This window comes from Pseudoalteromonas spongiae UST010723-006 (assembly GCF_000238255.3).
Taxonomy (GTDB): domain Bacteria; phylum Pseudomonadota; class Gammaproteobacteria; order Enterobacterales; family Alteromonadaceae; genus Pseudoalteromonas; species Pseudoalteromonas spongiae.
Genome location: NZ_CP011039.1, coordinates 402,088 through 427,812, shown reverse-complemented (window position 1 = coordinate 427,812; position 25,725 = coordinate 402,088). Strand labels below are relative to the sequence as shown.

The window sequence follows — 25,725 nt, the reverse complement described above, 5'->3', positions numbered from 1 at the left end:
TAGAAACTTTCTAACTTTTATAGCCAAACATGTAGTTGATTTTCTCCACGTTAAACTCATGTTCAAGCACTGATTTAATTTTAAAATCAAACTCTTCATCAATTCCAAAAGGAGTAATTGATTGCTTATCTAGAGTAACTCTATCCCCTGAAGATAGAATCGGAATCAACATACTTTTTCGATAAGGAGGAACCGCGATCATGCCACCTCTATTCCCTCCAGTGACAGTGATATAATGGCGATTAGTTTTACCGATCACTGGCAGCTTTGTCAGTAAAGAAGGTTTAATGTTAATTTCAACCTCAACTGTTAGTAAACGCTCGCCTGAAGAATCAAACCAAATATCATATTCATCAAATGTGTTAATAGTTTCTCTTTTTGAAGATGTATTACTCTTTTTCCAAAATGTTGAATACAAGCTTTGCGACGCCGGTTCGTAATTATCATAAATTTCTGCATACAATTCCCAGAAACTATTTATGAGCCACCAGGAATAAAACTTGCTTTGCTCTGCAATATTCGGTGACATTAACTGCAAAATGTCAGGCTTACATTCAGTAAAATCTCTAAAGTATTGGCTTCTCAAGCGCGGTCCTAGAGCATGGATTTCATAGTCAATATTAGAACACTTGAACAAATTATATTTGCCCTCAATCAACCCTGGGTATTGACTCCATAGACTTAAACCTTTTCGACTTTGCAATGTGTAATCAAGTTCTTGCGGTGAGCTTACATAGGTATTATGCAACCCATAATCGGCATCATTACTGAAATCACCAAAAACTTTTAAACCCTTTTGCATAACGCTAACTTCCAGACCTGTGCGTAAATTATAAAGTTTATCAACGTCTTTTAGATCTTTTGTTAGACGAACAGAGCTTTCTGATGCGACTTCCTTTGCGGCAAAATTTTGTGAGCTATATGGGAAAGTGTCTTGGTACTCTATTATTTCAAAATAGTAAGGATAGCCATCAAAGTAGCTCAATTGCTTAGGCGATTTGGCAAGCGTAATAACGCCACTATCTGAAATCCGCTCAATTTTATGAGTTGATGAATTTTTGAAGTTTAACACCATTCCAGATACATAAAATGGATAACATTCAGGGTTAATTTTTATTTGGTTATCTTTTACATTAATCCCATTATAAAATAACGAACCATCACCAATTGGGGATGTATGCCTACAATTTTCAGGTGCTTTACTAATATGTGAAGCGATACGTTTTATGAATCTTACAGCAGAAATTATACCTTTTGATGTATTCATTTTACGAACCGTGATTCTTCGCCCTTCTAATCCCAAAACATTAGTTTGAATTGTGTAACTCGATAAATCCTTATTGTTTAGCTCAATTTCAACCAAATCACCCACTTTAACCCAACTTGGTATTTCTGCGGCACTCTCTATCGTTGTGATATTTTTATAACCATTAATAGACAATTCGGACGTTAACATGATGTTATGGAAAAAATTACTCTTATTTTCCTCTACTGCATTTTTAAATGCCAAAAGATTTGTATGATGAGAAAAATCAACATTATTCACTAAGCCCAATGACGGATATACACCAAGGTCAGCATCAAAATGAGCCCTTCCTGTATTTATTGTATTTACTTTATCCAAAACACGCTGATACGGAAAAATTTGAATCATCAGCAAACAAAGTACCAGTGGTGTTGAAATTGCTAAAAATCGTGAAAACAAAATTTTACGCATCCAAACCTCATTGTTAGTAGAGCTACCTTTTACGATAAGTACTTTGGATAGAATCAATAAGATGATAATAAGATAAGAACGTAGTAAAGAATCAAGATAATGAGCACCCAAGTATCCCAACAAAGATAGCATTCCTAAGCCACCGTAGATCACAAAAAAGATCGAAGCATTCAGCTCTTTTTTAGAAAATATCGCTTTTACGTACTTACTACACAAAAAGTAGATAGCAAGTACGGTAAGTAAAGCCACATATAATAACGAGGCAAGTGCTCTTCTTGCTAAGTTAGCATCTCCCCCGATAAAACTTCCAAAAGATGAGTAAAAATCATTAGGGAAATTACCAAAATACCACACCTGATCTTGTGTTATATCGGACATAAATTTTAAATTATTTATTCCACCCAGGAAGGCATAGTGAGAACCAATCAGTAAAACAGCAACGGCCCCAACATATAATCCCATGTTAATGAATTTAGTCCTTATGTTTCCCTGATAAATCGCCCAATAAAAAACTAAGGCAAGAAACGAATATATTCCATGCTCATTCCCCATATAATAAGCAAGCACAGTTAAACATGCCGTAACTAATACCTTGTTTCTAACAGGTAGCTCCGCCCTAATTAAAAAAACAAATATTACTAACGGTAAAATTGTTCTTAACAGATTCAAATGCACACTTACAATAAATGAATGTGTTCCGGTCATTAGAAGCTGTGATTCAGAAACAAATAAATAAATAAAAAACAGTGCAAATACTAGCTTTTTATTGTGATGAAACAGTTTATAAAAACAGAAGAAGTAAACAAAATAAATTAATGCATTAATGGTTATTCTTGAAAATTCTGAGGCAAATAAATTCCCACCAAATAAACTATACAGCGGGTAATTTAGATACGGTATCAGAATGCCGTGAAAATATTGCGTATCCAACCCTATAATTTGACCATTATCTATTCGCCGAAGCGCGTTATAAGATTGGAATGGACCATCAAACGGGTATCCATCAAAGACTAAACTATCTATATAACCAACAACCAGAATCAATAACGGAGTGAGCAACAAAACCGCACAGTTAAAATAAAAAAACGAGCGTTCAACACTCCTAAAAATGCGATAATATATATATAAAACAATTAGTAAAAAAACTACAGCGTAAAGCTTTAGCCCCCAAACAGGATACCAATCCATTTGATAAGAAAAATATTGAAGAAAAGGTAAAACACATAAAGCCGCTAAACACGCAATAATTATGGGAGTAACTCGCTTTACCAACAGAGCTTGTCTTGAGAGCGAAAAGCCTTTGAAATCAAACATTTAAAACCTGATAGTTTCTGTTATTTTTAATGATGACCATACTAATATTCCTTCCTTGGAAAGTACGATAGAAAAGAAAATGCCTGGCCATATGATTAAGCAAAACTTCAAAAAATGAAACAATGCATTTTAAATAATACGCAGCTAAGACAACTGACCGAAATACATTATTGCATATAGATCTTTTGGGTTCGAAAAATCTTTACTCAAAAAACCAATGTTCTATAAAATATTAAGAGGTCTGTTTACTAAAACTCAAAATAACGATACCTAAGCATATTACTAAAGCACCAATCGCTTTAAAGGCATCTATTTTTTCATTAAAGATAAAAAACGACATACCCATAACGAAAACAAATCCAAGAGAAATAAATGGATATGCGTAGCTAACATCCACCTTTTTCAAGACATAAAGCCAAATTAATAATGCGAATACCTGAAAGAAAACACCCGCAACGATGTATAGATTTGTAGAAACCGCTATAACTAAGTTAGATAAGCCCTCTATCCCACCTTGCGATACTGGCTTTAGTTCACTAACACCTTTCTTCAACAACAATTGAGAGCTAGCCGAAAAGAAGATACTAAATATAATTACTAAATTAGTCATTATAATGCCCTAACACAAAGGCAAGTGCAGACTCTACACTTGCAATTCCTAAAGGCTGTCTTAGCATTTCAATCGACAAGTAACCGCTATACTTACTTTTAGCTAACGCCCTTGCAACAACATTGTGCGGCGTTTCACCAGTCCCTATCTCAACAAGGTCTTTTTCACTGATATGGAAATGAGAAATATGCTCACCAAGTTTGTTTAGTTGATGATTAATATCTTCATTAGATAAATGCATTCCAGCTGCATCAAGGTGAACACCAAAGCCCGGATGGTTTATTAATCCATATAACTCAAACGCTTCATCGCTAGTATTTACAAAGTCACAACCATAATAAGTTGGGTTTGGCTCAATACACAATTGGGTATCATGCTCGACAGCATGAATAGCGATACTGTGAAAAAAGTCAGCGGCGCTAGCGTTTGCTTCACTTTTACTGAGTTCACCTTTAAGTCTGTTTTTCGGAGAGCCAAAAACTAACTTTTTAGCACCGAGAATCGACGCTAATTCTATGACTTTCTTAAGATGGGTTTCTACCAGTTTTCTTTCCGAGCTATTGCCAAAAATATTACCACCTGGCCCACCAAACAGTAATGCCTGCATTGAGGTAATTGAAATTCCTTCGTCATTCCAATAACGTCTATACGCTAATGCCTCATCATTTTTAAAATTATAAATATCCTTTACAGCGCGAGCAGGGGCTACTTCAACACCTGCTACACCATATTTTACTAACAACTTTTTAGCGATACTTTCTTCTTCAGGTGACCATGCAATGTTTGAGAATGTGAACTTATTGTGCATTGGTAAAGTCTCGGCAGAAGTTTTTGATATCATTCAAGCACTCTTCTTTAGAGTACAAATAGCCGTTTTTATGATCCCACTTTTCATCATGAATACTTTTAAAATCGTATGAAATTACGGTTTCAGCAACATGATTATCTATGCTCTGACCTAAACACGCTTCAGCAACCTCTTTTACGGTCACAGGCTCTACTGCAATATTTAATAAAACTAGTTTTGCTTCAATTGCACGTTGAATATCACGAGCCAAATTGGCTAAATTATAAAACTGGAAAGAATGTCGAGTATCGATGCTTTCTACGTTATTGTTAGTTAAGTAATCAAAAATAATGTTTTTCTTTAACCCATTACCAAACAGCCCCGGAAGTCTAACGGTAGTTACGTCGGCAAAGTTACTTTTAACGAACTCCTCAAACTTAAATCGATGTAATCCATACGGATGCAAATCGTTAAGTTCAATGCTTGTATTTTCTGTAACATTAATCGGTTGTTTATAAACATCAACAGTTGAAATCAAAACAACTTTCTTCGCTGTTACTTCTTTCAAACAATCGATAAGACCTTCTATTTTCTGCCAATCTTGCTGAGGTTCTTTGTTAGCCAGCCACTTTACGGCCGACACGCCTGAAATCACGAGTAAGTCGAAAGCTTGACCTTTAATGTTATTAATATTTTTTGAGTTATAAAAACTATCAAAATTCATTTGTTTAATGAGATTACCGCCAACGAATCCTGTATGTCCTATAATTGCTTTAGTCATTATTCTTCTCCTGGGTTAAACTGATGCGACGCTGCTTTAAATAAGGTTTTTAATATCAGAAGATTACCTTTAATAGGTGATATTTTAGTAGGTGTTTTCCCGGTTTTTGGGTATTCCCTAGTGACGGGAACTTCACACACTTTAAAGCCCAACCTACTTGCTCTAATCGCTAAATAATAATGCAGCTCATAGGCTTCAAAAACTTTTCTAAAAGGCGCTACTCTGCTGTCACACAGTAATTTACTGCTGTAAGCTCTAAAACCATTTGTAGTATCTGTATGACGCCTTCCAGCTGATAAGCTGATTAATGGTGCATGTAATATTTTTAATCCTAGATGCCTTGATAACGGTGTATTGATTGCCTTACCACCGGGAATAAACCGTGAACCTTGAATGTGATCCCATCCTTCACTTAACTTCTCTAAAAAGCTGGGGATTGCCGAAATATCATCTTTGCCGTTTCCATCTACAACTACAACACCTTCGTAGCCTTGCGCTAAAGCATAATCAAACGCCATTCTCATTTGCGCGCTTAATTTTCCGGGACCTGTTTTGGTAAGTAGTGTCGTTACCTCATGCTCTTTAAGAAACCCTAGTTCTAAGGAGCCATCGGTGCTCCCCCCATCAGCTATTATTATATCTACTTGCTCACTAAGTGGCTGCATACGCTCGATTTGCTTGCGTACTTTGTCCCCCTCATTAATAACGAAGACACAGACACAGTATTTGTTTTTTTTATCATTTAGCTGTTCGATGTTATAGCTTGGTACATCTCTTTGGTTCATTGAAAATCACTCTGCGCTATCAGTTACGTTTATTCTGTTTTTATTTACCATCACGGTACTATGTTGCTCGTTCTTAACACAATAATCTCGTTTATCACTGCGATCATCGAGCAACCTTCCTAGATACTCTCCAAAAAATGCCAATATAACGAAGAGCAACATAAACAACATTGAGCTAAACAGCACTAATGTCGTCCACCCTTGAACTACGTTACCGCTAATGATGTTAGCCAGCACACTATAAACGCTAAAGATAAACGCAAGGAAACCACCAAGGCAACCTAACGCACTCATCCATCTAAGCGGTCTTGTTGAGTTAAATATTAACTCTCTAAATGAGTTTTTTAGCTCTAATGCAGACGAACGCTTTTTATCTGATTGTGTTGAATATGAGTATGTGGAAACTTTATAGCCAGTCCTTATTATTCTGGCAAAAAACTTGTGATGATATCTGCCAGTCTCTGTTACTGCATTTGCGACTTTGCGGTTAATACAAAACAACTCAGTAAAGTAGTCAGGAAACTTGGCTTTGCTCACTGATTCTAAGACATTGATAAGCGGCTTAATGAGGTCGTATTTATAGCTAAATAGCTGTTTGCATTCACCGAACACGATATCAGTCTTTGACATACAGATTGATACCAAATCCTCTACAGCATGAATAGGATCTGAGTCTAAGTTAAAGTGAACAATATAATCACCAATAGAGTTTTCAACACCTGCCGCAATTGCTACATCATGTTTAACTTTAAAGCTCAGTTCGATATGCCTGATTGATGTGAAGCGCTTTAAGGCTGTACCTACCTCTTGGGTAACACTTTCATTATCACTTTGATCTATAATGACAATTTCAAAATCACTGTAATTCTTTTCTAAGGTATCATGTAGTTCTGATATTTTATTTAAACTTTTACTACTGTTAACTACACAAATTACTGAAACAAATAGTTCCTGCATCTTACACTAGCCTCATATTTTCAATCATTGTGACCGCATCGTAAACATTGTCTATTTTTCCACCCATAACGCAATGAAGCCCTTTAATACCATAATCTTTTTTAAATAAAATAGGACGTGAATCATTCGCTTCACTCGCGGGTAAAACTGTTTTCACTTCCCATATAGATTCTTTATAACTGCACTCTGCTAATGCTGGAATATATCGCTGTGCGTCATAAATCATCTTTCGCCAAGCACTTTTCTTATCAACATCATCAAATATGTCGTGGGAGGTTTGATAACTGTTTGCGTCATCATACCATTCAGAATGAGGCGTATATCTTACATGGCTAAAAGAATGCGCTTGTTTGCTGGGAAATGGCATGATAGAAAAAAACGGGCCACACATAACGGTAATCCCTGCATTTTTTAACAATGCTGGCGGCTCAACAATGCACATTTCGGTGAGCTCATGCTTCAAAGGAATTAACTCTAGCTTAGAGTTATGTAAAATTGAGTTGATCATTGAATAAGTACAATTGAACACCTGATCAAACTCTTCACTAAATTCAGTAGTTTCGTTTCTAGCGTTAAGCTTTACTTTATTACCAACTGACTCGGCGCTAAGCACTAACGTATTATAGTTTTGCTTCACATCTTGACTTTCTAATCGACGCAACATTTCAGCTTTTAGTAAAGTACTATCAAACGCGTATTCCTTCGTTAGAAACACCTCTTCGATCAATTGTTTGTTAACTAAGCTAGTTATTTCTCCGTTTGCCGGTGAGCAATATGCATCAATCTTTTTACAAAACTTTTGAAACTGATTTGCTGTAACCTTTCCTAGTACTTTGCCAATCATGTAATATTTGTCAAAATCACTAACTATTGCAGATTCAAATTCTTTTACAAAGTTAGGAAATGATTCCCTTGAGCGAAGAGCTGTAAGGATACTTCTAGGGTAATGATACCCATTGTGAACTCTTGCTTGATTAACATAAGAGGCTCTAGACATGCTTTCATTTGACTTTTCAAATAGAGTGACGCTATGTCCTTTTTTAGCTAGATAATCAGCTAGGTATAGGCCAAAAAAGCCTCCACCGATAATAGCACTTTTCATTTTTTGTCCGTTTCTGATTGAGAAGAACATCTACAAATGTGTTATTTTGCGAAAATCTAATTCATTTATTCAAAGAATACTAAGTTAGTAATACTCAATACTTATGAATAAAGAAGTGGATTATTATTGAAACCCTTCAAAATAAAACTTATATGCTCTATGAATCAACTAAGTTAATTTAAATTCTACTTATTTTTAAAAAGAAGCTTTTTACGTTCGACCAAACTCATCTTCAAGTCGAACTATGTCATCTTCACCAAGATAGCTTCCGCTTTGTATTTCTATAATTTCAAGATTTACCTTCCCTGGATTTATTAATCTATGGTTAGCCCCAACTGGTATGTAAACAGATTGGTTTTCAGTAAGAACAGTTTCAATGTCATCGACTTCAACAATAGCGGTTCCAGAAACAACTACCCAATGTTCTGCTCGATGATAATGTAGTTGTTTTGATAACGAGGCTTCTGGCTTTACTGTTATTCGCTTAACTTGGTATCGCTTTCCCTTGTCTACAGAGTCATATTTCCCCCAAGGACGATGTACCTCTCGATGAAGTAAATGCTCACTTCTTCCAGTGCATTCTAAATGATTAACGATGCTTTTTACATCTTGGACTCTATTTTTATGAGCAACCAAAATAGAGTCTTTTGTGCCAATTATAACTAAATCGCTAACACCTATAGTTGCAACAAATTGATTCTCTGATTGTACAAGGCAATTTTTAGAATCAATATTTTTAACATCGCCAAGATTTACGTTACCAAAGTCATCTTTAGGCAATACTTCCCAAAGCGCAGAAAATGATCCAACGTCACTCCAACCAACTGAAATAGGCAGAACAACGCCCAACTCTGTATGCTCCATAATAGCATAATCGATTGAATTATCTGGGCACTTTACAAAATCATCTTTATTTATTCTGACAAAATCTAAGTCTGACTGAGCGTTGGAGTACGCCTTAAATGCAGATTCATATATCTCAAAGTTAAATCTTTTTAGTTCTTCTAAATAAACTTTTGCTTTGACCACAAACATGCCGCTGTTCCAGAAGAAATCTCCGCTATCTAAATACTCTTTGGCTTTGACTTTATTGGGTTTTTCAACGAACTGCTTAATTTTTAATGCCTGAGAACTGCCTTTTTCACCTTGAATATAGCCAAAACCTGTTTCAGGTGAGGTAGGTACTATGCCAAAAGTAACAATTTTTCCCTGCTCGGCATACTCTGCAGCAAGCTCTACTGCATTTTGAAACGCTTCGAGATCTTCAATAAGATGATCAGCAGCAAGCACAACTAAAATTGCATCATCGCTATGCTCCAATGCTTTAAACGCTGACAGAGCAATTGCTGGAGCCGTGTTTCTGCCTACTGGCTCTAAAATAATTGCGGTTGGGTCTTGCCCGATTTCATGCAGTTGTTCGGCAAGAATAAAGCGATGACTTTCATTACAAACAGCAATTGGCTTATTAAACCCACTTAAGCGTAGCGCTGTTTCTTGCAGCATTGTATATTTGCTTGTCAGCTTTAAAAATTGCTTTGGGTAGTGTTTTCGTGAGAGAGGCCAAAGTCGCGTACCAGAACCACCAGATAAAATAGTTGGGTATATATTAGACATTTTTATGTACAGTTCGCTCTATGGGCCCATAATTGTAACAAACAGAATACAAACCACAATTACAAATTCCTATAAATCTAGGTATTATTTCATTGAATATTAAAATTAATAATACAGGGAATCCTAGGTGACCATTTTATATGACTTCCTTGAAGTTGCCGGAGGCGCAGAGAAGGTATCTCTTGATTTAGCGCAACATTTAAATTGCCCACTCATTGTTAGCGGAACAAATAAAGATATTTTTAGCGCATTTCCAGAACATAATGTGAATATTATTAATATCGGCAAGGTTGCGAGAATTCCTATTTGGAAAACGATTAACTCGATTAATGCTTTCGAAAGAATAAAAACTGAACAGCTAACCAGTAAGAAAATTCTCTTTTCTGGCAGTAATGCGCCTGTAGCCGTGCATAAGTCTCAAGCTGAGAAAAATATATACTATTGCCATACGCCCCCAAGGTTTGCTTATGATCTCTATGACCACTATCAGAATACGTTACCATCTTGGCAAGCGTATATAGTTGATAAATTTGCGACTTGGGTGAGACAAAAATATGAACCAACTTTGCCAAAGATGGATCTCGTCATTGCTAACTCAAATAATGTTAAAGCCCGTTTAAAGAAATACTTAAATGTCGATGCAACTGTTATTTACCCTCCTGTTCATATTGAAGAATTTTTTAATTCAAGTTCAAGTGGTTATTATTTGTCGACAGCAAGGCTTGAAGAATATAAACGGATTCAAACGATTGTCGATGCATTTAAACAGCTACCCAACAAAAAGCTCGTACTTGTGTCAGGTGGCAGCATGCTCGATAAACTCAAAATAGAATGTCAAAATTATTCAAATATTGAAATTGTTGGTTGGGCATCACAAGAAATGCTACGAAAATACATCTCTGAATGTATTGCCACTATTTACATACCGATTGATGAAGACTTTGGTATGTCTCCAGTTGAATCTATGGCCGCAGGAAAACCCGTTATTGGTGTTAATGATGGCGGAATAAAAGAAACCGTTAGACATCAAGAAACTGGCTACCTTTGCCCAGCAGATTTAAGCACCAGCGACCTAATCGACGCGATAGAATTCTTAACGCCAAACAAAGCACAAAACATGATGAATAATTGTATTGCGCGCGCTCAATCATTTAAGGCCGATTTATTTTTCAGCCAAATGAAAGAAATTATGACTTAAATTTTAGGAGCAAATATTCAATGATGAATAGTTCAAATATTATTGCACGCTCTGGCATAGGATTTGGCACCTCTGGAGCGCGCGGATTAGTATGCGATTTTACACCTGATGTATGCGCCGCATTCGCGCTGGCTTTTGCCCATGTTGTGCAGCAAGAAGGCAAAGTAACCACTATGGCATTAGCGATTGATAACCGCCCAAGTAGTTACCAGATGGCACAAGCGATTAGCGCTGGACTTGCTCAAATAAATATCGCCAGTAAATTTTACGGGGTGATCCCAACACCCGCTTTGGCATATTACGCAATGCAGCACAATATGCCGTGCATTATGGTCACCGGCAGCCATATTCCATTTGACCGTAATGGGCTAAAGTTTTACAAAGCCCAAGGGGAAATTACTAAAGCCGATGAAGTGGCAATTTTAGCCACCAACGTCCCGCTATCAGCAATCACCACCTTACCCGAATTGAGTGTTTTGCCAGATGCCAAAGACGCATACATTCGTCGCAACACTGAAATTTGTAAACAAGATGCGTTAGTAGGCAAGCGCATCGGCATTTACGAGCATTCAAGTGCTGGCCGTGATATTTACAACCTTATTCTTGAAGCTATGGGTGCCGAAGTTATTTCACTAGGGCGAAGTGACGAATTTGTACCGATCGATACCGAAGCTGTGTCTGAAGAAGATAAAGAAAAGGCGCGCGCTTGGGTGAAAGGGTACAAGTTGGATGCGCTATTTTCCACCGATGGCGATGGCGATAGGCCTCTTCTTTCTGATGAGTTTGGTGAGTGGTTGCGAGGCGATATATTAGGTTTATTATGTTCAAAAATTTTAGGCATCGAAGCATTATCTACTCCGGTGAGCTGTAATACCGCAATCGAAAAGAGCAACCTTTTTAAACACATTGAACGTACAAAGATTGGATCACCATACGTTATTTCAGAATTCGACAGTTTACTTAGTACATTTAACTCTGTTGCTGGCTTTGAAGCGAATGGCGGGTATTTATTAGCCAGCAAAATAAAGCTAAATGGTAAAATAATTCAACCATTACCTACACGAGATGCGATATTGCCCGCGATTACCTTATTAAGCCAATTAAATCAGCAATCAATTTCTGAACAAGTTAAGTTATTACCACAACGCTATACAGCGAGTGATCGAATTAAAGACTTTGCACGAGATAAAAGCCTATCACTAATTGCTAACATTAATAAAGAGCCTGAAGCTTGGTTACTAAAGTTAGATTTGCCTTTTAAACTTGCAAAAGTAAATGACACTGACGGCTTTAGAATGACGTTCACAGATGGCGAGGTTGTGCACCTTCGTCCATCTGGTAACGCGCCTGAATTACGATGCTATGCTGAAAGTAATAGCCAAATCAAAGCAGAACAGCTTGTAAAAGCAACGTTATCGGCCATTCAGAACTTATAAAGTTTTAAGGGTTATTGAGTTTTCAGTAACTCTTTTTCCTATTCATTTTGCCGTGCTTGTCGTATTTGATTAAAGAGTTTTTTTGCCCCTGCGTTATTCGGTTCAACTTTTATTACCTGAGTCGTATAAAACTCAGCTTCATCAAACTTACCTTGCTTGGCCAAAGAAACCGCAAGACCAAGCATAACCTTTGCAGTAATTGGCTTAAAATTCAACGCTCTTTTAAACGCCACTTCAGACTTTTCAAGCTGGTTCTGCTCTAGATGCATAATACCTAAATTAACTAAAACACCACGTTTTAAAAACGGACGTTTTATTTTATTGATCAGTGACTCTCCTAACTCTTCTGCCTCTTCATACTTTTTATAACCAATCAACATAGCTAACATATTTACGGCTTGCGTATTAGTTAGATTTTCGGCATCAATCGATAAACTGTGTTTTAAAAGCGGAAGCGCTTTATCAATTTCTTCAATCTCAAAATAGGCATCCGCTAAATTATTTAAAACTCTGGGGTTATCAGGACCATATTTTAATTCATGCTTATAAAACGTAATCGGGTCTCTCCACTGCTCATTGCGTTGGTATGTAAGTAATGAAAAAGCTCCGACAACAAATACCGAGCAAACAAAAAACAGGTAAATTTTACGCTTGTCAGAACTACAATGCTCTAACAGTAAAGAGCTAAGCCCCATCAAAGCTATAATCAAGCCAACATTAGGTAAATAAGTTCTATGCTCAACTGCCATATCCTGTATAGGAATGATGCTAGATTCAACAAGCATCGTAGAATAATAAAAGAGTACTCCAAAACATATCAAAGAATAGCGTTTCGAAAATAGCAATGCGCTACTAATAACTATTAAATGTGCCAATAATGCGATATAAGATTGCGTATTGCTAAATGAATGCTGATCGTACAAATACTCTAGCCTGAGTGGTACTGGGTAGAAAAATTTAGCAATATAAATCCATAAAACATTCGCTTGCGCGAAAAAATACTCTATACGAGAGTACGATTTTGTCTCAGTTGTTAAGTCATCTAACACACTCAAAGTTTCAGGGGTGAGTAAACAGGTACCAGCAAGGATAAGAAATGGCGCTAACAATATTGAAACAATTTGATTGTTCGACAATTTCCTAAAAAGAACAACCTCAGTTAAAAACAGCACTATTGGTAATGTAAACGCATTTTGTTTCGTAAATATTGCCAACAAAGCCGAAATAACTAAAGTACAAAACCACACTACCAATCTAACTTTAGATTTTACAATTCTACAGTGAACATATGCGATAACTGAAACAAGATAAAATAACGCGGTAAGCGATGCCGAGCGTTGCACGATATAAGTAACTGCTTGGGTATGTAAGGGGTGAGAAATAAAGACAAGAGCTGCTAGCAACGGTAGCCATTTTTCCGAGATATCAAGCACACCTCCTCTTTCAGGGCGGAACTTAAATAATAATGCGCAAATCCAATAGACTAATAAACCATTTATAAAGTGGATAACAATATTTGTAATATGAAAACTTGTAACATCTCCCCCACCATACTGATAATTTAAAGCAAACGTCCAATATCCCACAAAACGTAGTTTGTAAGCTTGATAAATATCGCTTAGCGCGCCTGTATGAATGACGCTACTTTCAACAATCGATGTTTCATCATCAAAGTAAAATGGTACATCAAGGGTATTGCCGTATAAAACGACAGTTAGAAATGAGATTAAGAATAGAGCTAATAGTTTTTTATTTTGCAATAACGTCACAAGCTTCCTTTTGGACTAATTTAGTTACGAAATAAGACTGTATAATAGTAGCTAGAAATAATTAGATAAAAAAGGCTTCCCATCTATTTGAAAAGCCTTTGGATAATTACTTTAATAACGCAGTTATAATTCGTTCACACCCTTTTCCATCACCATAGGGGTTATGGGCAAAGCTCATTTGGTTATATGCATCTTTAGAATCTATCAACTCTGAAACTGAATTCACGATAAGTTCTACATCTGTGCCAACAAGCTTTACTGTACCTGCTTCAACCGCTTCTGGGCGCTCAGTAGTTTCGCGCATAACTAACACTGGCTTGCCTAGCGAAGGCGCTTCTTCTTGAATACCGCCTGAGTCAGTTAAAATAATATGCGCATTATCCATAAGATAAACAAACGGTAAATACTCTTGCGGCTCAATTAACATAACATTTGTATGTTCAGCTAACAGGCGGTTTACTGGTTCTTGTACATTCGGATTTAAATGCACTGGATATACAAAGTTATGCTCAGGATACTTATCCGCAAGTGTTGCTATCGCTTGGCAAATACGCTCAAATCCACCACCAAAACTTTCACGGCGATGACCTGTGATCAACACATAAGGTTTAGAGTTAAAAGCTGAGAATTTGGCATCAAACTCGGCTTTGACATTCTCATTTGTGAGCACATCATTTTTAATTTGCAATAGTGCATCAATTACTGTGTTACCAGTCACGACAATGCTTTCGGGGTTAACATGCTCACGCAGCAAGTTATTTGCAGACCCCTCAGTTGGTGCAAAATGCTTTTCTGCAATAACACCTGTAATTGTGCGATTTGCCTCTTCAGGCCAAGGGCTATACAAGTTACCGGTGCGTAAACCTGCTTCCACATGACCTACTTTTGTTTGTTGATAAAACGCAGCTAACGATGTTGCTAGCGTTGTTGTCGTATCACCATGAACTAATACCCAGTCCGGTTTAAATTCAGCAATAACAGGTTTTAAACCAAGTAATATCTTACTGGTAATATCAGTAAGGTCTTGCCCCGGCTTCATAATATTTAAATCATAATCAGGCGTAATTTTAAACAGCTCAAGCACTTGATCAAGCATTTCACGGTGTTGCGCTGTTACACACACTTTGCTTTCAATTTTCGGTTCGTTTTCAAGAGCTTTAACTAATGGCGCCATTTTTATCGCTTCAGGGCGCGTACCAAATACGGTTAATACTTTCATAAAAATAACTTACACAATACCACGACTATCAATAACCACTTTTGCGGCCCACTTTTCAGCATCAACGTTTTTAAACTCAGAGTGATCAACTAAGATAGCCATTACCTTTGCCTCTTCAAAAGCTTGCTCTACTGAAACGAGCTTTGCATTGGTTCCTTCAAATACATTAGGTAAAGCGTCAATATTAGGCTCAACTACAAGCACCTCAAGACCTTCTTGCTTTGCTAACTTAACGGCAATATCAAGCGCAGGGCTTTCACGTAAATCATCAATATCAGCCTTAAACGCTAAGCCAAAACACGCGACTACAGGACGTTTAAATTCATCCGCTTCTTTAATGATTTGGTTAAAAACGTATTCAGGTTTAGCATCGTTTACTAAACGCGCCTGCTTGATAAGCTTTGCTTCTTCTGGCGCAGAGCTCACAATAAACCAAGGATCAACAGCAATACAGTGGCCGCCTACACCTGGGCCTGGATTTAAAATATTTACACGAGGGTGACGATTAGCAAGTTTAATTAATTCCCACACATTAATATCTAACTTGTCACAAATCAGCGAAAGCTCGTTTGCAAATGCAATATTGACATCACGGAATGAGTTTTCAGTTAGTTTTGCCATTTCAGCAGTGCGTGCATTAGTGATTAAACACTCACCTTTGACAAATGTTTTATAAAGAGCAACTGCTCTTTCAGAACACGCGGGCGACATACCACCAATTACACGATCATTCTCAACGAGCTCGCGAAGTACATGACCCGGTAAAACACGCTCAGGACAATGGGCAATGTTAATATCAGGGTTACTTGCGTTTTGCTGCGGGAAAGACAAATCAGGACGTGCTTCAGCCAACCATTTAGCCATTTCTTCAGTCGCACCAACTGGTGAAGTTGATTCAAGAATAACTAAATTACCCTTTTCTAATACTGGCGCAATGGTTTTAGCGGCTGATTCAATATACGAAAGATCCGCTTTATAATCATCTTTAAAAGGCGTTGGTACTGCCACCATAAATGCATCCGCTTTTTCGGCGGTTAAAGTGGCTTTTAAATTACCGCTATTTACAACAGAACGTACAACAATATCTAAGTCAGGCTCAACGATATGAACATTACCTTCGTTAATTGTTTTAACAGCATGTTCGCTCACATCTAAACCGATAACTTGTAAACCACGCGAAGCAATGACTGCTGCAGTTGGCAAACCAATATAACCTAAACCAACCACCGATATTGTTTTAAATTCCACTATAACTAATCCTGTAAAAATAATGAGGAGAGTTTACACGATTCTTCGTAGCGAATAAAACAGTGGTAGCAAGTGATATTGGATTTGTTGAAAAAAAGTTTTTATGGAAGAATAAAAACGACTTAAATAATAAACTAAATCAAGGATGGTTTATGAAAGCTTGGTTATTGATACTTCTTTTCTATTGCCTCAATACCTTTGCAAACTCATCTATCAATATTGAGCACACAGCTTCAATTATTGATGATGGTTCTATTGCTAAAGGTATCGCTGGTTTTGATGACGTAATTGCGCTAAAAAACAATTTAGTGATAGCTCATAACATCGCTACATCTTCTCTTTTTCTTGTCCACAGAAATAACAACCAATGGCAAGTCAAAGAACAAATACCAGGACTTTTTGACTACTATGAGGCTGCAAAATTACAAAAATTCACTAATGATAAAGTGGGTATAATCGCGCGAAATGGAATCTTTCACACCTTTTCTTACGATGGTAATAATCAATTAAAAACTGAGCAATTTAACCTAAGCACTCTGATTTCTGACAACGCTAACTCACCAATATCTGTCGCTGACTTTCGTATTACACAAAGTCATATCTATTTGCTATCAATGCGTGGCACCTTAATTGATAAACTCTACATTTTTTCGATAGTTCCAAACACCCTCAACATTTCAGCAGTGCTTGATTGGAAAATTCCAATTGAATACGGTTTTGTTTCTAACTTAGCCGTTGTTAACAACAATGTATGGCTTGCCGCTGATAATGCTCTTGTTGAGCTTACCTTTATAGATAATCAAGTTTCGCAAAAGCAGTTCTTTGCGCTAAATGACGATGAGCAAGCCCACAAAATTACTGCTACAGAAAACTTAGTTTTGGCATCAAGAATAAAAAATTATAACCAATCAGGCTATTTTTATATTGATTTAAAGGCAAACACCCCTGAACTGTTACGTAATGACAACCCTCAATTCAATAACCCTAATCAAAATGACTTTATTGGTTTCACTCACTTATACAATAGTGACTTTCTTGCGGTTTATTACAACGCACTAATTCACATTGATTTTAGCGATATTCATTCACCACTATCGACTACCGTTTACAAAACACCTGAAAGTAAATTTAGCAACATATCATTTGATGATGACCGAATTTACGCAGCTGAAATGAAACAGGGTTTTAGTGTCTACACACCAGACTCACTCGAAACGGGCCCAATTGAAACCATTGATTTTCCGAGTACCACATTTAGAAATATTAACATTGCCGGAAACCATGTGTTTTTGAATAAAGTGTCACCATCCGAAAACAATTCGCTCGTTGTTAATTTAAGTGAACTCACAAATTTGAATGAGTCACAAAAAGATACTCTTGAAGGTCTAACACCGCAATATCAATCAAATAGCTGTGTTGCAATGGATGACAAGCACTACTATTCAATTGAAAGTCAAAGTATTAATGTTACAAGCATCAATAACCTTTCGAATTCCGCAAGCTACCCCTTTCTCTTCACTGACGCTGTACAATTCGGACATCAAAATCATAATACATGCTTAATTACAGATGATTTTCTTGTGGTTGTTGATTGGCGAAGTCGAGTGACTTTTTTCGAACTTTCACAATTTGATTTAAGTAAAGAAACAACTTATTCAGCTAGCAAGCTTATTTTCCTGCCTAGTGAGCAAATTACATTACTTGCATTTAGCGGGGAATATTTAGTTGCGGCATCTCGTCGAGGAACCGTTTTTGTTTTAACTAGAGGTTCAGACCGCTGGCAAGCGTATAATGAATTAGACCTATCTGGCTATCACGCAGCAACTAACGACTTTTTCGTTCTTAATGATATTGATATTTATGACAAAAAGTTACTGCTAACTGATAATGGACATGGCAATGTTTTAATTTTCTCGCTAACGGATAACTTTAAATATGAAGGCTATTTATCAGGCAAAACGTTTAACGAACAAAGTACATCTGCCCTCAGTACAACAACATGGAAAGATTACATAATCATTTCTGGATACAAAGGATTTTCAATTCATAAAAAGATCGATAGTGGATTTGATAAAGTAAAAGAGATTACCTTTAGTACATCTGTATTGGATATAATGAGTGCTGAAGATACCCTATTTGGCATTGATGATTCATCATCGTTACAAGTATTTAAACTATCGGAAGCTGATGACAATGATGCTGACGGTCTAACAAATAGAGAAGACCTTGATGATGATAATGATCGCTTTATTGATATTCGTGATGCTTTCCCACTAGATGCATCAGAACATACCGATACCGACAACGATGGCATTGGTAATAATGCCGATACTGATGATGATAATGACGGTGTTACCGATGATAATGATGCTTTCCCACTAGATGCATCAGAACATACCGATACCGACAACGATGGTATTGGTAATAATGCCGATACTGATGATGATAACGACAGTGTTACCGATGATAATGATGCTTTCCCGTTAGATGTGACAAAATGGCAGGACGAGCCGCAAAATAATGCTGAAAAAAGCTCATCGGGCTCTATGTTAATATTCTTGTTTGTTTTGTTGCTGCTTACTCTAACTCGCCAACAAAATCTAAAGTTCAAATAGCAATTAACAATAAATGGCTTGCTGAATATACCAAAGTAATACTCAGCAAGCTTTTATTTAAAACCAACGCCTACAAATACAAGCTGAACCCCACCTCTTCAGCTTTTGCTTTTAAATAAGCTCTCGTTTGTTCCTCTAGCGGGTTCGCTGAAATAGATAAATACTCTAACGCAGGTAAACCATCAATGTTGATCTCTTGGATTTCATTAGATCGGAGGTGTAACCGACTTAAAGAAGGCAAGTTAAAATTGATTAATTCTGAGATACCTGAGCTACTTAAATCCAACACCTCTAGCTCTTGTTGATTCCCAATAACTTGTTGAACATTAAACCCTAATTCAATCTGGTTTTCTCTAATAGCAAGTAGTTTAAAATCACTACTTTCTGGTAAAACAAGGTCATTTATACTGTTTTTTGCAATTTTAAGTTTATTCAATGTATTAATACCACCAACATCTAAACTGGAGATGGAATTACTCTCTAAAGTTAACTCTTTCAATTGCTCAAACAGATTAAAGTCGATATCACTTACCCCTGTAACGCTATCCAAGCTCAATGCTTCTAATTCATTTAATGCAACCAACTGATTAACTTCGTTAGCATCTAAATTTATTCCTTGGCGTAATTCTAAACTGTTCAGATTCGTTTGATTGCTAAAATCGAGGTCGGTTAACAAGCTTCCCCCTAAAGTAAGCTCATTTAAGTTCTTTTGATGTGTTAAACCAATTGAAGCAAGTCTACTCGAAACAACTGATAAGCTAGTTAAGTGCTTTTGATTAACCAAATTAAGCTCTTGAATTGGAGCAAATAGTTTCAGTTCAGTTAAAAGCTTTAACTCTGAAAGGTCAATATATGTCAGTTTAGACATTTCTAGAGATAAATTTGTCAACGACTTCAAATTCGAAAGATCAAATTCCTCAAATTCAGCCTCAGTCTCAAAATACATACCGTGTACCAAATAATAACCAGGGTTAATTGATAACTTGTTCAGCATAGTTAATTGCGAAAAATCCAAATCTTTAATACCTAGTCCTGACAAGGCAAGTGATTTCAGAAGGTGTATTTGCGGCAAATAAATTTCAATATCTTTACTTCTGTTTTTAGTGTTAACCAACTCTAATGAATTCATCTGCGCATTTGTATCAAAGGTCACTTTTTCAATATTTGTTACAGATATTTCCACGTTTTTTAAAGCAAGCAACCCTGTTAAGTCCAAAGACGTTATGTAATCAAAACCACTGCCTAAAAAATGTAATGTTTCAAGTGAATCTAAGTTATGTAAATTGACACTTAGGTCGTGTAAAGTTGCTGAGAGAATTAAAGTTTTTAATTGGGGTAAATTTGAGATCTCTGGGTGCTTATTTTCATTATACCAATTACGAGTAAACTCTATATATTCCAGCGCACTATCACTTGCAAAAATAAAATCAGTCACCATAGAGTTTTCTAAAATCAACTCTTTTAATGAACTCACGCCAGATAAATCAAGCTGTCTTAAATACCAGTTATTACCAATGCTCAATCGCTTTAATTTGGATTCTGTGGGGAAAGTGATATCACTTATGGTATTTTCATTTAGTGAAAGCGTTTCTAGTTTAGAAAGTGCGCTCAAGTTAATACTAGAAAGGGCGTTTTCATCAAGATTAAGCGCCTTTAAATTAGTAAACTCATTAAGCTCATCGGTAAGCTTTATGCGAGGCTCACCATCGTGCCTTTTATTACTGCAATCAAGGTTAGTTATTTCAAAAGCATAATACCAATTATTCACTTCAGCATTTTTCATTACGCAAGATTTGAAGTTAGCATCTAAAAAATCCATCGCGTATAAGTTCTGACTATTAGGAATCACTAACAGCTCTAAACGTTGTGATGCACTATTACCGGCACTATCTGTTACAGTTAATTCAAATAGAAAACGCGTGGACGCAGTCTCATTCAGGTAAGGTAGTTCAACCGTTGGCGAGTTTGTTGTTTCTCCTGAAAAGCTTACTTGCCCTTCAAGCAATACCCACAAATAGCTTAAAGTGTCCTTTTCAGGGTCATCAACTGTAGCTGATAACGTAACACTGGTTGCCTCTTCTGCCGACATTGAGCTAGGCATGGTAATAACAGGTGCTAAGTTTACTTCATCAAGTTTTCTGTCTTTGTCGCTCGAACATGCAGCCACAAGCGACAGCAATAAAAACATAAAGAGTATTCGCATTTTCCTTCCTTGGTATTATTTTTAGTTGGTATTTTTATCCAGCAGATATAAAGCTGCGAGTTTCTTTGCTGAAACCACATTTAAGTGGTTTGAGTCGCGATAAACAGGTATACCGGATATTACTGTTTTACAGCTTCCTTGCTCACAAATCAATCTATTGATATCTATCACTTTAACATTTGAGTAACGGCTTAATAGCTCATTTACAGATTTGGAAACTTCAAACTGTTCTACATTGGGCTGAAATACACACTCTGGATTTTCAACATCTTTACCAAACTTTAACGCTTTTAATGAACAAGCACTTATATCTTGTGGTAAGCGCGCCAATGTATCAAACACAACAACTTGCTTGTTGGTGTTTGATAACTTATCCAATGTATTGGTTAATCCTTTAAGTACTAACTCAAGGCGCTCTTTAGAAAACGCTTTTTTACTGCCTGCCAACGAATAACCATACCAAGATCCCGCTAAGTAAATAACTGGCGCATCTGATGACTCAATAAGCTCTATAGCTCCTTGGTTTTTTAAAATGCACGCTTCACTTATAAACTTTGGCGTATGCTCAAAATAAAGCACAGGCGGACAACTACCCATAGTAATGTCCATACCTTTTTGTTTATTACTTAGCAGCACTTCGTCAACAAAAGGTGCAAAATGATTTGCATGAGAGTCTCCCCATAAAATTGCATTTAACTTTGTAGCGTTGTTGTCGCCTAAAACACACTCTTGCTCACTTTGAATATGTGCAGAGTGGCACTTACCACGCAATTCATTTGGTTTAGATCGGTGCGCCTTTTCAGCTTCAACAAATTGAGGATTTGCATTATTACTTATTGAAGGAGCTACATAATACAGCCCTAGCAGTAGCGCTACAGGCAAGATGTAAATTGCAAGCATGGCTTTGTTACTATTCGCGAGCTTACTATACCTAACTTTTGTTTCTACAAATCTGTAGCTAATGAAAGCCATTAAGAATGAAGAGGCGATAATTGCCAGCTGCACTAATAGGGTAAACTCTATTCCTATATACTTTAAGCCTGCCACAATTGGCCAATGCCAAAGGTAAAGTGAATAGGAAATCAAACCGATTTTAACAAATACTGGCAAGCCTAAAACGCTGTGAGAAAGACATTTTGTATTAGTTCCGGCATACAAAACAGCAACACATGCCAAGCAAGGAATAAGCGCAATAAGACCAGGGAAAACTTGCTTTGACTCCAACAACAAAGCCACAGCAATTATCGCAATAATACTTATTACAAAAAGCGTATTGGCAAACCATAAGGCTGGCTTATGTTCGGGCTTTTTAAATAAAAAGACAGCCAGCATAGCACCCAATAAAAGCTCATGAATTCGCGCAAATAATAGAAAATATGCAGCACTTTGATTTAAGTTTGTTAAATAGTAACTAACAAAAACACTCAGCAAGAAAAAACAACCAAAAACAAACATAGCTGCTTTTTGTTTAAATACTCTTACCCAAAGCAATAAAAATACAGGCATCAGTAAATAAAATTGCTCCTCTACCGCAAGAGACCAAGTATGTAACAGTGGCAATTCAGTAACCAGTGTTGAAAAATACCCACCATGATGAAAAAAGAAGTAGAAATTAGAGGCAAAAATAGTGGATGCAAAGCCACTTGCGAGTAAGTCCTGATATGCCAAAGGTCCTAAAATAAAGTAAAAAACACATAATGCGATAATGAGCATAAATAAGTATGCCGGTAACAGACGAAATGCACGTTTTTTATAGAACCCTAAAAAGGTGAAACTTTCTCTATTGATGTCCTTCAATAAAATAGAAGTAATCAGAAAACCAGAAATCGTAAAGAAAACATCTACGCCAATAAAACCAGCTTGAAAAACCAGCCAGTCAATATGGAAAAATAAAACAAGTAATACAGCAATAGCCCTTAGGCCATCTATATCAGCACGGTAATGTTTCATAGTTTAGAAATGAACCTTTAAAGCACGTTGAATCGAGCTTGTTGTTTAGAGAAGTTATATTTTTTACTGTTAAGCTCGAAAGCCAAATAATCAGCATTTTTTTCTAATACTTGAAAGCTTTGGAAAGCATCTTCACTAATAAAAATATTTAATTTAAAGTAGGTGTTTGATGTAGACTCACACACTTTAACAGGCGCAGCCGTTGCGTCATTGTATTTTCTTGTTACCCATCCTAATTTAGGAATACCATTACGGTCATATTGCCCCTCAACAACCTCACACAGTTCATTATTGCCATAGCTCAAATTAAGATATTTTTTGCCGTTGTCTAGCACTATCTCAGAGGTATCTTGATTTAATAATCTCAATCTGGAACTTGCTGGAAAATGCCAATATTCCTTAAACAAGTTAGATGAACTATTGGCACTTGCTAAATCTACAACAATAATGGCATTTTCACTTTCCTTCGGAAGCAATACAGCTCTAGTGTGTAAAGCAGAATTACGCGAAGGTTGGGTTCCTGAGAACTGAAGAAATTCATTTTTATCTTCATAAAAATGAAGCTCTGCATCCACCTCATTTTGCTCAAAGCCATTGATAGTAACAATATTGTGAGCTGATGCATTCCAGAAGTATTGTCGCCCTTTACCGGTATAGTTATAGGGCCCACCGGAGTCTACTAATAATTTATGACCATCTAACATACCTACTAAGTTCATATTATCAAAATGACCATGTACTACACGTTTTGGGCCTGCATCAAAAAATACTTTCGTAAACTTCTCATTAGAGCTATCTGACTTTGCAATAACAAGCCTCTCTTGTGGAGAAACCCTTAAATCGCTTAGCGCCTTTTGACCATAAACTAAAAACTGTTCAAACTCATCAATCGGAACATTTAAAATTTCATAATATCGTTTAACAAAGTACTCCCAATACTTATCCGAGTACGAATCGCCGATAGCCGGTATTTCTCCATTATTATATAAAAAGTACATGCCGTGAGTTACAGCATTGATTAGTGTTTTTTCTAATACGGCAGGAACCTCAATATCTAAGCTTTTAAATTGAGCCATAGCCTCAAGCAACATAGAAACACCAACATAATGATACTCTGGTGATTGCTCAATATTTTGACCACTTATGCTATCAAACATGTAACCTGATGCTTTTTCAACTCGTAAAGATGCCTTTTCTAAAACGTGTTCAAGCTCTGGTTTATAAGGAAAAACCGCATATAGGTTAAGCGCTGATTTTGCCTGTATTAATCCATGGTTATCATCATCATACTGAGGATCTGCAACATAGACAGACAGCATTCGAATATCTTTCGAGATTAACTCTTCAAGAGCTGTTATCGCTGGTTGTGATAGGTGTTGTCTAAGGTTCAAATAGATATATAGCAAATGGTTAACCCTCAACGACACCGCATCTTCACGGTAAGAGAGCTCATTCGTCAAATCATGTTCAGCTGAAAAACGTTTGTTATAACTAATTATATGTTTTTCGATTAGATCTAAATAATGTTGCTCAGTAGTTTGTAAATATAGTTCTCCGTATGAAGTTAACCAACCTAAGCTATTAAAGAACATCACCCAACTAATGTTATTAAATGGGTTTTCTTGCCAATTTAATTGCTCAGGCACATGCCACTCACCAAGATTTAACCAATAAAAGTCAATACTATTTCTTGATGCTGCATCTAATGACTGTTCATTTTTAAAAAGGCTTCTTTGCGGCCAGTTTAATTGAGCCATTCTGGGGCGTGAATAATACAGGTAGTTTTCTGTTACTTTAGACTCTATATATACAGGGAAATTAACGTTAACCTCACCCGATTGCTTCCTAATAAAATCATGATTTTCAGGGAATTTAAAAGTTAACTTTAAAGTAGTTTTATTTTCACCATGGGTAATATCTAGCAGCGATGACATTATTTCGTGATCCAAATAAAACTTAACATTTTCTTCAGATAAATCATAAACAATTGAGTCAAATGTGATATCTAATGATAAATCTTCACCAGCAACAAAGTGCTTGCTGCTTAAAAAGCTCGATTCTACACCTGCTTTTTGCACTTCAATATTAACTGTTGCTGAATGTATTATTCCAAATTCAACAATTTGATACCTAAAAGTATCTATACCAATAAAGTTTTGTGCTGGCTTATAGAGAACTTTATTGCTAGTTAGGCTAATTTCTCCTCCTTTCTCGGTAAGGTTTGTAGCAAGGCTAAGCTGAGAGTTTGGAGTAATGCCCGTATCATTTGAAAATATGGGAAGTTGCACGGCAGTATTAATTTTAATCTGGAAATTATCATCAGTTAAAATTAAGTCGCTCTCCACTCTATCCTCATCAGAACAGGACAGAATGAAAAAACAAATAAAAAATAAAAAATAATGCTTCATAGCCTTCAACAC

General features: G+C 36.5%; 17 protein-coding genes. 3 read left to right on the top strand and 14 right to left on the bottom strand.

Annotation, left to right across the window (positions count from 1 at the left end; translation table 11 throughout):
- Window positions 1-10: 10 nt before the first annotated feature.
- From PSPO_RS01990 to PSPO_RS01955, 8 genes are all read right to left on the bottom strand, one after another.
- Window positions 11-3,031, bottom strand: a complete 3,021-nt coding sequence (locus PSPO_RS01990; protein WP_010561112.1) for a hypothetical protein — start codon at window positions 3,029-3,031, stop codon at window positions 11-13.
- 232 nt (window positions 3,032-3,263) lie between these two features.
- A complete protein-coding gene (locus tag PSPO_RS01985; RefSeq protein ID WP_010561113.1) occupies window positions 3,264-3,641 on the bottom strand; it encodes an EamA family transporter in 378 nt (125 codons plus the stop codon).
- Window positions 3,634-4,482: a sugar phosphate isomerase/epimerase family protein gene (locus PSPO_RS01980; protein WP_010561114.1), complete on the bottom strand. Its 849-nt coding sequence runs from the start codon at window positions 4,480-4,482 to the stop codon at window positions 3,634-3,636. Before PSPO_RS01980 ends, PSPO_RS01985 begins: the two co-directional genes overlap by 8 nt.
- Window positions 4,439-5,209 carry an NAD-dependent epimerase/dehydratase family protein gene (locus PSPO_RS01975; protein WP_010561115.1) on the bottom strand — a complete coding sequence of 257 codons (771 nt, stop codon included), beginning with the start codon at window positions 5,207-5,209 and terminating at the stop codon, window positions 4,439-4,441. The genes PSPO_RS01980 and PSPO_RS01975 overlap by 44 nt, the downstream gene beginning before the upstream one ends.
- The gene (locus tag PSPO_RS01970; RefSeq protein ID WP_010561116.1) at window positions 5,209-5,994 is read right to left on the bottom strand and encodes a glycosyltransferase family 2 protein; all 786 of its coding nucleotides are present in this window, start codon (window positions 5,992-5,994) and stop codon (window positions 5,209-5,211) included. Before PSPO_RS01970 ends, PSPO_RS01975 begins: the two co-directional genes overlap by 1 nt.
- 6 nt (window positions 5,995-6,000) lie before the next feature.
- Window positions 6,001-6,951: a glycosyltransferase gene (locus tag PSPO_RS01965; protein WP_010561117.1), complete on the bottom strand. Its 951-nt coding sequence runs from the start codon at window positions 6,949-6,951 to the stop codon at window positions 6,001-6,003.
- Window position 6,952: 1 nt separating this feature from the next.
- The gene (locus PSPO_RS01960) at window positions 6,953-8,053 is read right to left on the bottom strand and encodes an FAD-dependent oxidoreductase (RefSeq protein WP_010561118.1); all 1,101 of its coding nucleotides are present in this window, start codon (window positions 8,051-8,053) and stop codon (window positions 6,953-6,955) included.
- 210 nt (window positions 8,054-8,263) lie between these two features.
- Window positions 8,264-9,667 carry a mannose-1-phosphate guanylyltransferase/mannose-6-phosphate isomerase gene (locus PSPO_RS01955; RefSeq protein ID WP_010561119.1) on the bottom strand — a complete coding sequence of 468 codons (1,404 nt, stop codon included), beginning with the start codon at window positions 9,665-9,667 and terminating at the stop codon, window positions 8,264-8,266.
- 127 nt (window positions 9,668-9,794) lie between these two features.
- Here PSPO_RS01955 and PSPO_RS01950 point away from each other — a divergent pair, with 127 nt between their 5' ends.
- On the top strand, window positions 9,795-10,865 hold the full coding sequence (locus PSPO_RS01950) for a glycosyltransferase (RefSeq protein ID WP_010561120.1): 1,071 nt from the start codon (window positions 9,795-9,797) through the stop codon (window positions 10,863-10,865).
- Between the two features lie 20 nt (window positions 10,866-10,885).
- Window positions 10,886-12,301, top strand: coding sequence for a phosphomannomutase (locus PSPO_RS01945; protein ID WP_010561121.1), 1,416 nt, complete (start codon window positions 10,886-10,888; stop codon window positions 12,299-12,301).
- A 38-nt stretch (window positions 12,302-12,339) separates the two neighbouring features.
- On the opposite strand, the gene PSPO_RS01940 is transcribed toward PSPO_RS01945, so the two are convergent.
- The 3 genes from PSPO_RS01940 to wecC all read right to left on the bottom strand — a co-directional run bounded on the left by PSPO_RS01940 (window position 12,340) and on the right by wecC (window position 16,537).
- Window positions 12,340-14,070 carry a tetratricopeptide repeat protein gene (locus PSPO_RS01940; protein ID WP_010561122.1) on the bottom strand — a complete coding sequence of 577 codons (1,731 nt, stop codon included), beginning with the start codon at window positions 14,068-14,070 and terminating at the stop codon, window positions 12,340-12,342.
- Window positions 14,071-14,176: 106 nt separating this feature from the next.
- Window positions 14,177-15,289 carry a non-hydrolyzing UDP-N-acetylglucosamine 2-epimerase gene (gene wecB, locus PSPO_RS01935; protein ID WP_010561123.1) on the bottom strand — a complete coding sequence of 371 codons (1,113 nt, stop codon included), beginning with the start codon at window positions 15,287-15,289 and terminating at the stop codon, window positions 14,177-14,179.
- 9 nt (window positions 15,290-15,298) lie between these two features.
- Complete coding sequence (wecC, locus tag PSPO_RS01930; RefSeq protein WP_010561124.1) at window positions 15,299-16,537, bottom strand: UDP-N-acetyl-D-mannosamine dehydrogenase; 1,239 nt, start codon at window positions 16,535-16,537, stop codon at window positions 15,299-15,301.
- Between the two features lie 152 nt (window positions 16,538-16,689).
- On the opposite strand from wecC, the gene PSPO_RS01925 reads away from it, so the two are divergent.
- Window positions 16,690-19,152 carry a hypothetical protein gene (locus tag PSPO_RS01925; RefSeq protein WP_148665220.1) on the top strand — a complete coding sequence of 821 codons (2,463 nt, stop codon included), beginning with the start codon at window positions 16,690-16,692 and terminating at the stop codon, window positions 19,150-19,152.
- Between the two features lie 70 nt (window positions 19,153-19,222).
- Here the strand turns inward: PSPO_RS01925 and PSPO_RS01920 are convergent, their stop codons facing one another.
- From PSPO_RS01920 to PSPO_RS01910, 3 genes are read right to left on the bottom strand one after another with little or no spacing between them, the layout of a single operon-like run.
- Window positions 19,223-21,340 (bottom strand): PKD domain-containing protein, encoded by a 2,118-nt coding sequence (locus PSPO_RS01920; RefSeq protein WP_010561126.1) that lies wholly within the window; start codon window positions 21,338-21,340, stop codon window positions 19,223-19,225.
- A 36-nt stretch (window positions 21,341-21,376) separates the two neighbouring features.
- Entirely contained in the window at window positions 21,377-23,305 is a 1,929-nt protein-coding gene (locus PSPO_RS01915; protein ID WP_010561127.1) for an acyltransferase family protein, read from the bottom strand.
- A 17-nt stretch (window positions 23,306-23,322) separates the two neighbouring features.
- Complete coding sequence (locus PSPO_RS01910; protein WP_084616531.1) at window positions 23,323-25,713, bottom strand: heparinase II/III domain-containing protein; 2,391 nt, start codon at window positions 25,711-25,713, stop codon at window positions 23,323-23,325.
- Window positions 25,714-25,725: the final 12 nt, after the last annotated feature.